This is a genomic window from Desulfotruncus alcoholivorax DSM 16058 (assembly GCF_000430885.1).
Lineage (GTDB): Bacteria > Bacillota > Desulfotomaculia > Desulfotomaculales > Desulfallaceae > Desulfotruncus > Desulfotruncus alcoholivorax.
In genome coordinates, this window is record NZ_KE387266.1 from 6,797 (window position 1) to 20,149 (window position 13,353).

A 13,353-nucleotide genomic window follows, 5' to 3' on the forward strand; every position below is an offset into this window, starting at 1 on the left:
GTTCCACTGGCAGACCCGATAACAAGGGGACTGAAAGGTCATGGCCGCGGGTGCACGACTTGATGCTCTCTATGGCGTTCCACTGGCAGACCCGATAATGTTTTTAACAACGAAAAACTACCGCAAAAAGCGGCAAATTTTTCACAAAGAATTGCCGGGGAAATTTCCAGCTGAAAAATAAAAAAGTGCTTCCCCGGATTCCTGTCAGAATCAAATCAAAGGGGAAACACTTTTCACATAAAAAACAACTTGAGAGTATAAATTTTGGCTGTGATGTCAAGTGTGAATTTGAAAATTAAAAGGGTACCCGTTTTTCACAAACAACCAGCATAGAATATCGTCATATCATGATAATTTTGCACACAAATCTGATATTTGGTAATAGTCGTTTTCACAACATCACATTCTTTTAGAAAAAAACGGTCACAAAAGGTGTGACCGAACGGGATAACTACAACCCCATTTCCTGGACCGCCAGGCGAACAACTTCCTCGTCAATCAACTCCTTCTTGGCCTGGTAACCACACAACAGGCAATGGGTAGCTAAATTATTGACCAAGCGAGGCCAGCCACGGGAGTGGGAAGCAATAGCCCCCAGCGCAACATCACTAAAAACATCATGTTTAGCCCCAGCCAGGCTCATATAATGCCGGATGTAACCAGCCATCTCATCCCTGTTAAGGGGTTCGATCTTGTAGCGCATCACCAACCGCTGCGACAAAGGGCGGTTATGGTTCAAAGACAGCTTGTCCTGCATATATGGAAGCCCCGAAATAACCAGAATAAACGGGTTTTCCGAGTCCATGCCGAAATTGAAGATGATGCTTAGATCGTGCAAGAAAAGATCCTTGGCCAGTTGCATCTCGTCCAGGATAAAAACCGGCGTAATTTTCCGCTCCCGGTAAAACGTCAGCACCGCTTTTTGTATCTGGTGAAACAAATCCACCTTGCGAAACTTGGGCTCCTCCCCCAGGCCTGTGACAAGGCCCCGGAAAAAGTCCATCACTGTACCCGTAGAAAGAGGGAAATAAATCACCTTGTACAAAGAAGGATTCAAAGACTCGGCAAAAGCCCTTAGGGTGAAAGTCTTTCCGGCACCCGGCTCACCGATTAAAAGCCCCATGCCCTTTACCTTTTTAAGATAATCCAGCCGGGCTCGTGCTTCAGCAAAAGCCGCGGAAACAAAAGAATCGGCTGTTTTTAAACCCTTGGCAAAGGGCTCCCGGGAAAGGGAATAAAAAGCCTTGTACATCAGCTTTCCTCCTTCACGGTGGACATCTCCCGGAAAGATAAGGCTCGCTTGACCCTGGCGTTATCGGCGAAATTAACAGGCACCGCTGTGGCTACCTGCACGCCGTTATCATAGACATAAATACCCGTGTCATCATACCGCGGCTCAACCCTTTGGCCGATAAATTGCGGGGGCAGCTCAAAGAGCCGGCCCATGATAGACACCGTGCCATCGTGCTTGACCTTACTTTGGACACGTTTTAAGAACAGGACATCCAAAGAGGCGGGATCTTCCACCATGCGCACACTGCTTGCCTGGGACAAATACATATCCAAGGGGGTCATGCCCAGAGAGGAGTGTATTTTGCGGTGGTAATCTTCCTCCAGCCAACGCCAGAACCTTTGATTAAGCTCATCCAGAGAAGATGGCGGCTGGCTCTTTAAAAGTGGAAAGAACCTTGTCTTAACCGTGCCGAAAAAACGCTCAATTTTCCCTTTAGATTAGCTGGGCAGCATGCTTACCTTCACAGGATAGCCCTAAACGGTAATCTATGATCATACGGCCATAAACATCTACGACGCTCATTAAATAAAAGAATCGATGCTCACCGGCTTATATATCCATATTTGATATCTAGTTCAAAAAAGCCGGTTGGAATTGGTTGTCTCATGGTTGATTGCTATCTTGCGTGGGTGCTTAATTACGTATTTGTTGCTGTGGCGCTAGTATGTCTAGTTCCTTGCACAGGCGGTATACTTTTTTCTTGTTAATTATTAGTCCATACTGGTTCTGTAAGCAAAGGGTTAATTTCCTGTAACCATAGATACTTTCTTCGCCGGCAATTAATTCCATAAGCCATTCTTTGATTTGTTCATCGCTAATTGGCTTGTTAGTTTCTTTAGTAAGGGAGTCCCCCGGGGGTTTCCTACCACCTTTATAGATACGGTTTTCCTTAGGTGGGTGCTTTTTTCTGTTATAGTAGGTAGCTTCAAGTACGCCGGCAATTCTAAGCACAACTGCTGCTGGGTATCCCCGGTCAATCCATTTGTCGGCTATTGCTATTCTGTCTGAAAGCCGGGGTTTTACTTTTTTATAAGATCCCTCAGTATGGCTATTTCAAGGTCTTTTTCGCCAAGTATTTGTTTAAGTTTATCGTTTTCTTTTTCTAACTGTTTAAATTCTTGATGCGATGGCACGTATACAGTTGTTTTCTTGGCATCACCTTTTGTATGCTGCCATGCTTTGTGTTTAGACTCGCTGATCCAGCGGTATAGTGTTTTTACGTTAATTTCATGGCGTTTTGCTACTTGAATGGCATTGCCGATTTCTAATGCTTCCTTGATTAGTTGGTCCTTATATTCTTTCGGATATCTTTTACGTTGCATGCTTATCCCCTTCCCGTTAATTTTAGTTTATACTATTAGGGGACAAGACTCAATTATCGTATAGGGGCTAAATAGAAACCATAGGCACTTTTTTTATTATGATGTGTTTTGATTCTGCCGCCGTGGCTGTGGTCAGTGTGGATAACGTGAAACGTTATCCAAGCATTGTGGTCAACCTGGAAGGTTGTCCACAATGCGGCACTGTCCATCAGCCTGTTTACGGTTATGTTTAGTGAGTGCGTAAAGAAAACGCCTTTCTTTTATCCTGAACTAATGCGTTAATACCGTGGTATGATGTAGGGACGTATGTAATTGGAAATTAGTCCGGCTGTTAATTTTGAGAAATTCCCGGCAGTTTATCGTGAGAAACAACATGTCGCCCCCCGCGCGGGGGCGTGGATTGAAACATAGAGTACATAATTTTTGTTATGTGCATTATATTTTACTCATGATTTTTATTGAAGATGGAACCTTTTTTGTTATTTACCGCCAAATATATAAAAATAAACTTGTTGAAAGAAGGTTCCAATTATGAGAAAAAATATAATTCTATTAACTATTATTACTTTAATAGTAGCGGGATGTAGCGTAATATCCTCAAATTCGCCACAAAGATCAATATCTACCCCAGGAGAAATCGTAACAAATGTAAAATATACCCCACCAAAATATAATCCCAATAAGTCAATAACCTACAATAAACCTTATTCCGACCTGAAAGATGAGTTACTTTATGCACGCATTACCACAGGTGACGATTCAACTGGGCGTAAAACTATTAGCTACATAAAAGACAATAAACATTTAGTTCAAATAGTTCAGGAATTTGATAAACTTAAATCTTCAATGCCTCAAAAATACTGCCTTGACCCTAAAAAACAAATTTGTTATGTTGTTACAATCTGGAGAGAGGGAACGTCCGTTAGTTATGTCATAATGGCATATCAATCGGATTTTTATTACTTAGAAAGACCGAATTTAGGAATTAGAAAGATGCCTGAAAAATTAGTTAAACTTCTAGGGTTTTAAGCAGAAGTTTTTGTACATTATTCAGTAACTGTGCAACCAGCATGCCCTCGCTGAGCGCATTAGGGCTTTTCCGCAGCGACGCCAGGAACAAGGAGAGCCTGCTGCTGTCCTGTTCCTCCAAAACGGGAACCGCCACCGCCTCCACACTTCTGCCGCCCATTTCCCGAAGGGCAAAAAACTCGCATTCTCCAGACAACACCAGGCGGGTGCCATCCGGAAAGTTCCCCACCACCGGAGGCGTGAGCAGGCCGTACTCCCGGACAACCCGGGCACAGCGCTCCACATCCTGCCGGTTTACCGAGAGGGACAGTACCTGATTGTCTTTTACACAGGCCGTTTCTACCTGTGTAATGATTCGTTGCGCTTTTTGCATTTGCATCACTTTCGAGAGAAGTGGCTGAGGTTTATCAGGAGCCGTATACGAGGCCCGTACGTGCGGCTATGTGAGAGCAGAAAAGTCGGGATTAGTTATCCCGACTTCGAGCTACTCGATTCTTAATGCAGTGACTTCTTATATTCTTCCAGAAGTTTATCCATTTCCTGTTGAGTTTCCTCATCAAAAATCTGCTTTATGTCAATCATTTGTTCCTGCAAGGCTTCCGAAATGTTGATGGGCACTTCCGCCCTGATGGCAAGAGCAATGGCATCGCTGGGACGAACGTCGATTAAAAAGTCATCATTTTCAGTGGACAGGTATAATTCGGCAAAAAAAGTATTGTCCTTGATTTGTGTAATCTCAACCCTGGTTACTTCTGCCCCCAGCGTTCGGCAGATGGTCAGGGTTATGTCGTGCGTCATCGGTCTTGGCGGAGGGAATTCCTCCAAGGCCACCGCAATGGAGTGAGCTTCCAATAATCCTATCCAGATTGGAAGTACTTTTTGTTCTGTCGGGTCTGTAAGCAAAATAATGGGGCTGCCCGACATATCATATGCTATACCTTTTACTTTGACAATCATGGGACCAAACCTCCCAAAAAAGTTTGTTTTGGAGTTGCTGGTCCATTTACAACAGCTTTTTTATATGAACCTGATGTTGAAGTTATTCTACCACTTTTCGGCCAAATCTCAAAAGGTAATATAGGTTCTTTAGCGACTTTCTCTGAAAATTAGGTTGAGGAACCAGCTAATAACTCCAGTTATAATGGCACCCCAGAAGGCGCCTCCAAAACTCAGCACATCAAAACCGGGGACCAACCAGGAAGCGATAGTAAATGTTAATGCGTTAATAATAAATATAAATAGCCCCAGGGTCAGCATTGTAAATGGGAGGGTTAATAAAACCAGTACTGGGCGTAAAAAAGTGTTAACAATACCCAGGGCGGCGCCTGCCATAAACGCGGGTAAAATACCTGAAATATGAATTCCGTCAATAAGGCGGTCTGCTAACACTACTGCCAGAGCGTTAAGCAAAAAAGATAGTATCCAGTTCATTTGTTTACCTTTCCTATTCATATTTGGAAACTGTACTATATATATTACATTTTTCCAAGTATAAATGAAACAAAAAAAAGCAATATAAATAATGTTCCGGTTAAAAAAAACAAATCGGAGGTGTTACAATTTGCAGCCATGGAAGGATATGGAAAGATGCGTTGAAGTAAACCCGACCTTTGGTAATCAGGTTAATATTATTTATGACGGGTTATTAAGCAAGTGCGGGGCTGACAGGGTTTTTCTCCATTGTGGTTACAGCGATCCCCATAACTGGAGAGATGTTACCACCGTAGAGATGGACCGTACGGCCAGGGGATGGGAAAAGTCGGTTCCGATGAAAAACCATACCATTGCTTTTTGTTTTAAGGACAGTGCCAACAACTGGGACAATAACAGTGGCTTTAACTGGATTGTACGGGCATAATGTTCTTGATAAAGCCCCTGATTGAGGGGCTTTATTCTATTTAAGGTAACGTCTTTTCCGGATAAAGCTAGGGCAAGCTGTTTTATATACCTTTAATATGTTATAATTTGGTTCAGTTATCGCTGTCCCCTTTCATAAGTTGGGGACATTTCTTTGAAACATCGTCAAGGTATTTCCAGCGCGAGCGAACCTGATCAATTAATGAAATATCTAATGTTGCGCGCAGTATGCCGGGTTCAGTGTCCGTATCATTGAAGAAGAGCCCGTCAGGACCGGCTACAAAGCTTCTGCCTGTTACCTCGCGACCGTCGGGGTAACTGGTCCGGGTATTGTTGGCCATAGCCAGAAAAACGGTATTTTCCGCAGCCCGGGTAATACCTATGTGCTGCCATAAATCCATGCGGCCAGCCGGGATGTTGGCAGGGTTAAAGATAATCTGCGCTCCTTTGAGTGCCAATTTCCTTACAATTTCCGGGTAAAATAAATCGACGCAAACAACGGCGGAAACTTTTATGCCCCTGTATTCGAAGACAGGTTGTCTTGTTCCGGGTGTGACAAAATGTCTTTCACCGATGGCATGGGAAGGAAATATTTTATCGTAAAAGGCAATTCTTTTTTTAGTTACAAACGCACCGGTGGATATAATTACTTCCGATTGCCGAACGTATTGCGCTCCGGATATTAATAAAATGTTCTCGGAGGGCAGCGAATTTTGCATTAGACCAATGACTGACATGTGATAGTCTTCATCAACTACAAGCGGTCCGAGCCAGTCTTCCGGCAGCAGGATGAAATCTGCTTCTTTGACTTCCTTTAGAATTTGTATCATTTTTTGCGCGTTGATATCAGGTTTGCGGTTACTGCGGTCAAATTGAACAATGCAAAGATTATAATTCATTAATATTCCACCTTGTCAATTCAACATGCTTTAAAAAATTCTTGTTGTCAGGGTCGGCAAAGGAATAGCCCCCGGCCTTAAGTTTTTGGATCAAATCAGGTAAAGCTTTTAAAGACGCGCTGCGGTCAATATGATGGGCAGGGTCTCCGTCGTGTATAAGCAAAACAGGATTATGCCTAAATTTTATTTTAAAAATTAATCTTTTTACCATTTTAATGGCATCATTATTATATCTTTTTTTTTCCAAACCAGCATCCCAGATCACCGGTATAAAGCCTAAATTATTTATTACTTCAATATTTTTTCGCGAATAATGTCCGCGGGGCGGGCGGAAATATACCGGCCTTTGTCCTGTGGTTTGCTGAATAAGTTTTGCTGTAAGTAAAATTTCTTTTTCCAAATCTTTTGGGGACATATAAGTTATATCCCGGTGGGTGTAGGTATGGATCGCTAAAATATGGCCTTGACGGCTTATTTCTTTTAATAATTCCGGGTTTTTAGCCGCTTCCTGCCCAACTACAAAAAACATGGCCTTGATATGGTTTTGGGCCAATATTTCCAGTACAGTTGGTGTGTATAGTTGGCTTGGACCGTCATCAAAAGTCAGCAATACTTCCTTGCTGCCGTAAATCCAGCCGGGTAATATGGATAAAACGATAAACAGCAAGACGAGAACAATTGCCAGCTTGGATAGATTATTTAAAATTTTGTTGTTGAATAATTGAAATTCCGGAAAACGCATAATAACCCCCAAAAAACCTGTAAAATACAAACGGTGATTGAAAATGAAAAATTCTTATTTAAAATGGTTTAAAGGTAAAGTTAAACGGGCCATAACCAATTATGGTATGATTGAAGACGGGGACAGAATCGCCGTAGGGCTGTCGGGCGGGAAAGACAGTATGGCGCTTCTGCATGTGTTAAATTTAATCCGGCGTGAAGTGCCTGTAAATTACCGTCTTCACGCAATTTATATAAACCCGGGTTGGCCTGTGGACATTGGTGTGATGGAAAAATTCTGCCATGAGCGTGAAGTGCCTTTTACCAATAAAATAACAGATATTGGTGAAGTGGTTTTTTATGAGCGCAATGAAAAAAACCCGTGTGCGCTGTGTGCTAATTTAAGAAGAGGTGCAATAAATAATACTGCCCGGGATCTTGGCTTAAATAAATTAGCTCTGGGACACCATTTGGATGACGCCATTGAAACTTTTTTCATGAGCCTGATTTTCACCGGCCAGTTTAGGACCTTTTCGCCTGTTACATTTATGGACCGGAGCGGAATAACTTTAATTAGGCCGATGATTTACCTGACAGGTCAGACAGTAGAAACTTTAGTTGGAAAAGAGAACTTGCCTGTTGTAAAGAGCCTTTGCCCGGTTAATGGTGAGACCAAGAGAGAAGAGATGAAAAATCTGGTATCAGGGTTAAGCAAGCAATACCCTGAGCTTAGGACACGTTTTTTAACGGCTTTTCAAACACTTGATCCCACAAATCTTTGGCCGCCTATGGTTAGGCGCCATCCAGTCTCAAAGCGGGGTGATGATAGTTGAAGAAAGAGCGATATGTCGCGGGGCAGCTAATAATAGGAGTTTCCGTCTTTTTACTTGTATATACCTTTTTTTATTATAGCAAATATATGAATATTCCCGGAAGGGGAGGTGAATGGGGGACATCAATATTTTTATCCGCCACTGCGGTGTTGGCGGGTATGTTAATTGAATTGGGACGATTTTGGGGCTGGGTAATTGAGGTAAGGATTAACAAGGACCTGCTGGTGCTGCAGGGTATACCCGCAGCCATCTTAAGTATAGTGCCAGGCCCGTATTGGTTGCAGGCAGGCGGAAACGCTTTCCCTTTTAACTTTTTTGCTGATCCTGTGGTTACAGGTATATCAGGAGTTTGGTTGGGTGTAGTCCTGCTCCGTGGTATTTTTAATAATAAACGCATTGGTGACGAAGAAGAGATAAAGAAAAAAAATATTTCAGCATAATTTTTTTTGCCACTAGAAGGTAATTTATGTAATCATGTCTAAAATTTACTATCTATATGGTTGAAGAAACGCTGACGGAGGTGCTGGAATGTTGTTTAAAAGGTATGAAGAAGTCATTCTTCGCCTTGAGGAGTTGGGTGCCCGGATGGGTAAACTTTGCAACAGCGAAAGACAGGAACTGCAAAGTTTATTGGAGGAACAGTCCTGGCTTGGCCTGACACTGGTCAAGAAGGCAAGGTCAATGATGGAAGATATAGACAAGAATTTTGAGAGATTGTTTGACTGGATGATTTTAAGCTCGGATTTAATTGACCGGGCTGCTGAACAGGGCGGCAGGCCTGACGATGTCCTCAGGTTAAAGCTGGTGATGTCGGAAGCAGGTAGCCTGCGGGAACAACTTAAAAAATTATCTATTAATAATAACATCATCGAAAACAATGGCCGGAATCAACAACACGACGCTAATTCTGATGATTCTACCGAAAGTATGGAAATTGAAACGCCCCTGGAAGTTGGGGCGGTTTATGAAGCAGCAGCAGCACTGGAGCCGGTGGAGATCGTTCCTGCGGCACCGGTTCAGCAGGTAAAAATGAAAAAGGTTCGAAAAAAAAAAGACCAAAGTAAGAAAATGGCTAACTCATATGCCCCCCCAAAAGAGCTGTTAATGGCTATTTCACAGCGAGTGGCTCCTGCTGTTAAACGTTATGTAAACTTGCCTGAACTTAACCCGGTTGTAAGTGATATAATACAACCACGCCAGGAATAAAAAGCACTTGCATTTTAGCTTAACATCATATAAGATTTTTAACTATAATTGATGTATTACGGGGTGAAGTATTTGGCTTATTCCGAAAACGGTGCAGGGGTGGTCAACAAGTTTCTGGAAGCCATAGAAGGCGGAGATGCTATAACTTTTTGGAATTTGTTGGATAGTAGAGGGAAGGGTTATTTCCTTGGTATGTGGTTTTATGCCCTGGGTAATGCTGATCTTTCAGCCATTTCACATTTAGCTGAAGATGATAATTTTTTAAAAGACGCGCTGGACCAGATCATCAAAGATTTAAAAACAAACCTTGCGGCCTTATTGGACAATTTTCGGGTCGGCGACCTGCAATATACCGACAGCCACCACGCTGTTGTTCCAGTGAGCGCGGGGAGTGGAGAAGAAAAAGTTATCACCGATCATATTCCATTAGTGCTTGAGCTTGCTTCGACTGAAGGGCAATACGACGGGAAAGTAGGCATGACCTGCTGGAAAATTGATACCCTTAAATGTTTTAGTGTTCGCAAGAACTAAGAGGAAAGGGGACACACCCCTTCGGTAAATGTCCCCAACGTATGAATGTCCCAAATTAAAGCCCCCTGCACATTAATGCCGGCAGAGGGCTTTTTAGAAAAATATACCTGGCCATAGATATGGCCGGGTTAAGGAGAAAAGTACTGAAAAGCGCGCTAAGGGAACTGATTTAGCGCGCTTTTCTTGTTGAAAAAGCTCCAACGGGGCAGGCGCCGGCGCATGCACCGCAGCTGTCGCAGCCGCTCTCGCCCAGTGGCGCATCTCCGAAAGTGGTGACAATTCGTTCATAGCCGCGCCGGGTAAAGCCTAAAATACCCCTGCCGCTGCTGCGGCAGGCGAGTACACAATGCCCGCACAGGACACATTTGCCGGGATCGTAAAGGATGCCGGCAGCGCTGCTGTCCACCGGCAGGTCCCTTTCCAGGGCCGGCAGGTTTTTGGGCTTTAGTCTTAGCTTGCGTTCTTTGGCAATTCGCTGCAGCTCACAGCTGCCGTTGGCGGCGCAATTTTTGCAATCCAGCCGGTGGTTGGACATGATTAGCTCAAATCCGGCCGCCACCAGAGCGTCAACTCTTTCGCTGCGTGTACTGACCACCATTCCATCCGCTACTTTTACAGTGCAAGCCGGAACAGGCATGGGACGTCCCTGCATTTCCACGAAACACAGCCGGCAGGATGCTGAAGGGTGCTCTTCTTCCCGGTGGGCGCACAGGTGGGGGATGTATACGCCGTTGTCCAGGGCTGCCCATAACAGTATGTCACCTTCACGGGCGCTTATTTGCCTGTCGTCAATGGTAATAGTTATTTCGCTCATTATTTTTTCCCCCTTTCTTGTTCCATTTCAGCTACCTTGTAAGGGGGAGAAACTTTGATCACTGCCTTGTATTGCGGCGGGCAGGCTACCATGCAGCTGTCACATTTAACGCATTTCTCCTGGTTGATCACCTTAATGCGGTCTTCGTTATCATAGATTGCTTCCACCGGGCAGCTTCCCACACAGGCGTCGCATGAGCGCTCGCACTTGTCCGGTAGTATATAATAAGCAATTAAATCCTTACACATCAGCGAAGGGCAACGGCCTTCGTTGATATGGGCTTCGTATTCTTCACGGAAATATTTTAGGGTGCTCAGCACCGGGTTGGGCGCTGTTTTACCCAGGTTGCAAAGCGAGCCTTCCCTAACCTTGGAAGCCAACTCCATCAGCATATCAATGTCTTCAGGTTTGCCCCGGCCCTTGGTGATTCTCTCCAGTATGTCCAGCATGTGCTTGGTACCCAAACGGCAGAAAGTGCACTTGCCGCAGGATTCCTTTTGGGTGAAGTCAAGGAAGAACCTGGCGATTTCCACCATGCAGTCATTCTCATCCAGCACCACCATGCCGCCCGATCCCATCATTGCGCCGGCCTTGGTTAAAGAGTCAAAGTCAATAGGTGTATCCAGGGCTTCTTCAGGCAGGCAGCCACCGGACGGCCCCCCGATTTGCACAGCTTTAAAATTCTTGCCGTTGGCAATGCCGCTGCCCACGTCAAAAATAAGCTCCCGCAAAGTAGTGCTCATGGGCACTTCAGCAAGGCCGGTGTTGACCACTTTACCGGCCAGTGCGAAAATAGCGGTACCCGGGCTTTTTTCCGTGCCGTTGCTCCTAAACCACTCGGCCCCCCGGTTAATAATATAAGGCACGTAAGACAGAGATTTAACGTTATTGATAACAGTTGGTTTACCCCATAGCCCGGATATTGCCGGAAAGGGCGGGCGGTGTCTGGGAATACCGGGCTGCCCTTCCATCGACGCAATCAGTGCGGTTTCTTCACCGCAAACGAAAGCTCCCGAGCCCTGGAACAGCTCAATATCAAAGTTAAAATCACTGCCCAGGATCGATTTGCCCAGCAGGCCTTTTTCTTTGGCTGTTTGGACTGCCAGGGCGACCCGCTCTACGGCCAGGGGATACTCGGCCCTGATATACACATAACCTTTTTCGGCGCCGGCGGCCCTGGCGGCAATAGCCAGGCCCTCAATCAACAGGTGCGGGTTTGATTCAAGGATGGTCCTGTCCATAAATGCGCCGGGGTCGCCTTCATCGGCGTTGCAGATGACGTATTTTTGATCGCCTGCTGAGTTGCGGCATGTCTCCCATTTAACTCCGGTGGGAAAACCTGCACCGCCGCGTCCCCGCAGCCCGGAAGCTTTTACGGTTTCGATTATTTCTTCGGGTGTAGTTTCCAGAGCTTTAACCAGTGCGCTATAACCACCGGTTGCAAGATAGTGGTCAATATCACGGGGGTCAATAAAACCGCACTGCTCCATAACAATTTTATTTTCATAAACACCGCGCGGAAAGTCCTGGAAGGTTGGGAAAAAATCATTGGGCTCAATGGCCGCCAGTGCAAACTCGATGCCGGGGTCTCCTTCGGTAAGGTAATCGCGCACTATCCTGGCCCCCACGCCCTCTTTGACATAGCCATAGCAAATGGTCGGGAAACCTTCATTATAAATTACCATAACCGGTTCGGCGTAGCAATGTCCCATGCAGCCGACTTCCAGTACAGTGGCATCCAGCTGTAGTTTTTGAAGTTCGGTTTTTACTTCTTCAAGCAGGCTTAATGCTCCGGCGGCGCGGCCGCAGGTGGCGGCCCCCACCAAAATAAGTGGTTTGGAGTGCAATTGTTCCCATTTTTGTTGGGCGGCGGCTTTCAATTGTTCAAAAGCGGCCGAAACAACTGCAGTGTTATTGTTACCCATTGTTGGCATCGCCTTCTTTCATTTTCCGCTTATCCAGTTGATGGGAGAACAACAGCCCGTCGACCCTGGTAGGTGTAATCTTACCGTGTACCTCTTCATTAATGACAACTACCGGGGCCATGGTGCAGCAGCCTACGCAGGCCACCCGTTCCAAACTATATTCGCGGTCCTCGGTGGTCTCACCAACTTTAATATTCAGCCGTCGTTCCCAGGCTTCCTGGATTATGTGGGCGCCTCTCATGTGGCAAGCTGTACCCATGCAAATTTTTACCTGGTTTTTGCCGGGAGGTGTAAGGCGGAACTGGTTATAAAACGTAATTATTCCATAAATGTCTACGGGCGGCACACCGAAATGGGCGGCCACCTCTTCCATGGCGATTTGTGGAACGTAGCCCAGCTTGCTTTGGACCTGCTGCAGCACGGGTATGATACGCCCCTTATCGCCCTGGTCAAGTCTTCCCAAAATTGCTTGGGTAACCTCAACTGCCGCTTGTTTTTCTTCTTCGGTCAGTCTCATAAATCATCGCCCCACTAGGTTTTTAATAAATAAATTGTTAACAAATAAATTATATCATAAAATTTATCGCAAAATCTATATTTTACGATTTTTGATTAAAAATATTTTCTTCCAACCAGTTCCTTATTTCAGCATTAATATCAAACAAACGGTCATGATTAATGTTGCCGCCCTGTTCCTCAACGGCCTTAATCATCATTTCCCTGGGGGGTTGGTCCAGCAGCGGTTGGGTCTTGCTAAGATGCTTTTTAATCATGTAGATGGCTAAAACAGGGTTTTTATCGCAAACATCAATTACAAAGGCATAACCAATGCGCCTGTTTTTAAATTCTTCTTCCAGGCGGAAATCCCATAAAATACTATCCCTGATTTCATCAAAAAATTTCATCTATCCCACCTGCCAATC

19 protein-coding genes and 1 pseudogene are annotated in these 13,353 nt (G+C 44.9%); 7 read left to right on the forward strand and 13 right to left on the reverse strand.

The features are described from left to right. Positions 1-451: 451 nt before the first annotated feature. The 4 genes and pseudogenes from H569_RS0117160 to H569_RS0117175 all read right to left on the reverse strand — a co-directional run bounded on the left by H569_RS0117160 (position 452) and on the right by H569_RS0117175 (position 2,616). Positions 452-1,252, reverse strand: a complete 801-nt coding sequence (locus H569_RS0117160) for an ExeA family protein (protein WP_027365974.1) — start codon at positions 1,250-1,252, stop codon at positions 452-454. Further along, positions 1,252-1,731 (reverse strand): annotated as a pseudogene (locus H569_RS20910) (Mu transposase C-terminal domain-containing protein); the annotation flags it as partial. The gene H569_RS0117160 and the pseudogene H569_RS20910, both read right to left, overlap by 1 nt. Positions 1,732-1,927: 196 nt before the next feature. Then, positions 1,928-2,245: an IS3 family transposase gene (locus H569_RS21535; RefSeq protein ID WP_027365976.1), complete on the reverse strand. Its 318-nt coding sequence runs from the start codon at positions 2,243-2,245 to the stop codon at positions 1,928-1,930. 68 nt (positions 2,246-2,313) lie between these two features. After that, positions 2,314-2,616: a transposase gene (locus H569_RS0117175; RefSeq protein ID WP_027365977.1), complete on the reverse strand. Its 303-nt coding sequence runs from the start codon at positions 2,614-2,616 to the stop codon at positions 2,314-2,316. Between the two features lie 98 nt (positions 2,617-2,714). On the opposite strand from H569_RS0117175, the gene H569_RS23425 reads away from it, so the two are divergent. Together H569_RS23425 and H569_RS0117185 are read left to right on the forward strand one after the other, a co-directional pair. Continuing rightward, the gene (locus H569_RS23425; protein ID WP_257720127.1) at positions 2,715-2,849 is read left to right on the forward strand and encodes a hypothetical protein; all 135 of its coding nucleotides are present in this window, start codon (positions 2,715-2,717) and stop codon (positions 2,847-2,849) included. 298 nt (positions 2,850-3,147) lie between these two features. After that, entirely contained in the window at positions 3,148-3,645 is a 498-nt protein-coding gene (locus H569_RS0117185) for a hypothetical protein (protein WP_027365978.1), read from the forward strand. On the opposite strand, the gene H569_RS0117190 is transcribed toward H569_RS0117185, so the two are convergent. The 3 genes from H569_RS0117190 to H569_RS0117200 form a co-directional block, all read right to left on the reverse strand. Next, a complete protein-coding gene (locus H569_RS0117190; RefSeq protein WP_027365979.1) occupies positions 3,626-4,018 on the reverse strand; it encodes a hypothetical protein in 393 nt (130 codons plus the stop codon). The genes H569_RS0117185 and H569_RS0117190 overlap by 20 nt on opposite strands. Before the next feature lie 122 nt (positions 4,019-4,140). Then, positions 4,141-4,602 (reverse strand): bifunctional nuclease family protein, encoded by a 462-nt coding sequence (locus tag H569_RS0117195; protein WP_027365980.1) that lies wholly within the window; start codon positions 4,600-4,602, stop codon positions 4,141-4,143. A gap of 129 nt (positions 4,603-4,731) precedes the next feature. Beyond that, entirely contained in the window at positions 4,732-5,076 is a 345-nt protein-coding gene (locus H569_RS0117200; protein WP_027365981.1) for a phage holin family protein, read from the reverse strand. A gap of 130 nt (positions 5,077-5,206) precedes the next feature. Here H569_RS0117200 and H569_RS0117205 point away from each other — a divergent pair, with 130 nt between their 5' ends. Next, complete coding sequence (locus H569_RS0117205) at positions 5,207-5,503, forward strand: carbohydrate-binding protein (protein WP_027365982.1); 297 nt, start codon at positions 5,207-5,209, stop codon at positions 5,501-5,503. A 112-nt stretch (positions 5,504-5,615) separates the two neighbouring features. On the opposite strand, the gene H569_RS0117210 is transcribed toward H569_RS0117205, so the two are convergent. Together H569_RS0117210 and H569_RS20920 are read right to left on the reverse strand one after the other, a co-directional pair. After that, positions 5,616-6,401, reverse strand: coding sequence for a carbon-nitrogen hydrolase family protein (locus H569_RS0117210; RefSeq protein WP_027365983.1), 786 nt, complete (start codon positions 6,399-6,401; stop codon positions 5,616-5,618). Continuing rightward, positions 6,391-7,143, reverse strand: a complete 753-nt coding sequence (locus H569_RS20920; protein ID WP_051273736.1) for a polysaccharide deacetylase family protein — start codon at positions 7,141-7,143, stop codon at positions 6,391-6,393. The genes H569_RS0117210 and H569_RS20920 overlap by 11 nt, the downstream gene beginning before the upstream one ends. A gap of 43 nt (positions 7,144-7,186) precedes the next feature. Here H569_RS20920 and H569_RS20925 point away from each other — a divergent pair, with 43 nt between their 5' ends. The 4 genes from H569_RS20925 (at position 7,187) to H569_RS0117235 (ending at position 9,691) form a co-directional block, all read left to right on the forward strand. After that, positions 7,187-7,954 carry a tRNA lysidine(34) synthetase gene (locus H569_RS20925; RefSeq protein WP_034631263.1) on the forward strand — a complete coding sequence of 256 codons (768 nt, stop codon included), beginning with the start codon at positions 7,187-7,189 and terminating at the stop codon, positions 7,952-7,954. Positions 7,955-8,112: 158 nt separating this feature from the next. Continuing rightward, positions 8,113-8,394 carry a hypothetical protein gene (locus H569_RS22660; RefSeq protein WP_157833578.1) on the forward strand — a complete coding sequence of 94 codons (282 nt, stop codon included), beginning with the start codon at positions 8,113-8,115 and terminating at the stop codon, positions 8,392-8,394. 88 nt (positions 8,395-8,482) lie between these two features. Then, a complete protein-coding gene (locus tag H569_RS0117230; RefSeq protein ID WP_027365985.1) occupies positions 8,483-9,160 on the forward strand; it encodes a hypothetical protein in 678 nt (225 codons plus the stop codon). A gap of 72 nt (positions 9,161-9,232) precedes the next feature. Beyond that, positions 9,233-9,691 (forward strand): hypothetical protein, encoded by a 459-nt coding sequence (locus tag H569_RS0117235; RefSeq protein WP_027365986.1) that lies wholly within the window; start codon positions 9,233-9,235, stop codon positions 9,689-9,691. Between the two features lie 169 nt (positions 9,692-9,860). Here the strand turns inward: H569_RS0117235 and H569_RS0117240 are convergent, their stop codons facing one another. The 4 genes from H569_RS0117240 to H569_RS0117255 all read right to left on the reverse strand — a co-directional run bounded on the left by H569_RS0117240 (position 9,861) and on the right by H569_RS0117255 (position 13,335). Further along, positions 9,861-10,505, reverse strand: a complete 645-nt coding sequence (locus H569_RS0117240) for a 2Fe-2S iron-sulfur cluster-binding protein (RefSeq protein ID WP_027365987.1) — start codon at positions 10,503-10,505, stop codon at positions 9,861-9,863. After that, positions 10,505-12,430 (reverse strand): NADH-quinone oxidoreductase subunit NuoF, encoded by a 1,926-nt coding sequence (locus H569_RS0117245; RefSeq protein ID WP_034631266.1) that lies wholly within the window; start codon positions 12,428-12,430, stop codon positions 10,505-10,507. The genes H569_RS0117240 and H569_RS0117245 overlap by 1 nt, the downstream gene beginning before the upstream one ends. Next, positions 12,423-12,947: an NADH-quinone oxidoreductase subunit NuoE gene (nuoE, locus tag H569_RS0117250; protein WP_027365989.1), complete on the reverse strand. Its 525-nt coding sequence runs from the start codon at positions 12,945-12,947 to the stop codon at positions 12,423-12,425. Before nuoE ends, H569_RS0117245 begins: the two co-directional genes overlap by 8 nt. Before the next feature lie 82 nt (positions 12,948-13,029). Further along, positions 13,030-13,335 carry a DVU0772 family protein gene (locus H569_RS0117255; protein WP_027365990.1) on the reverse strand — a complete coding sequence of 102 codons (306 nt, stop codon included), beginning with the start codon at positions 13,333-13,335 and terminating at the stop codon, positions 13,030-13,032. Positions 13,336-13,353: the final 18 nt, after the last annotated feature.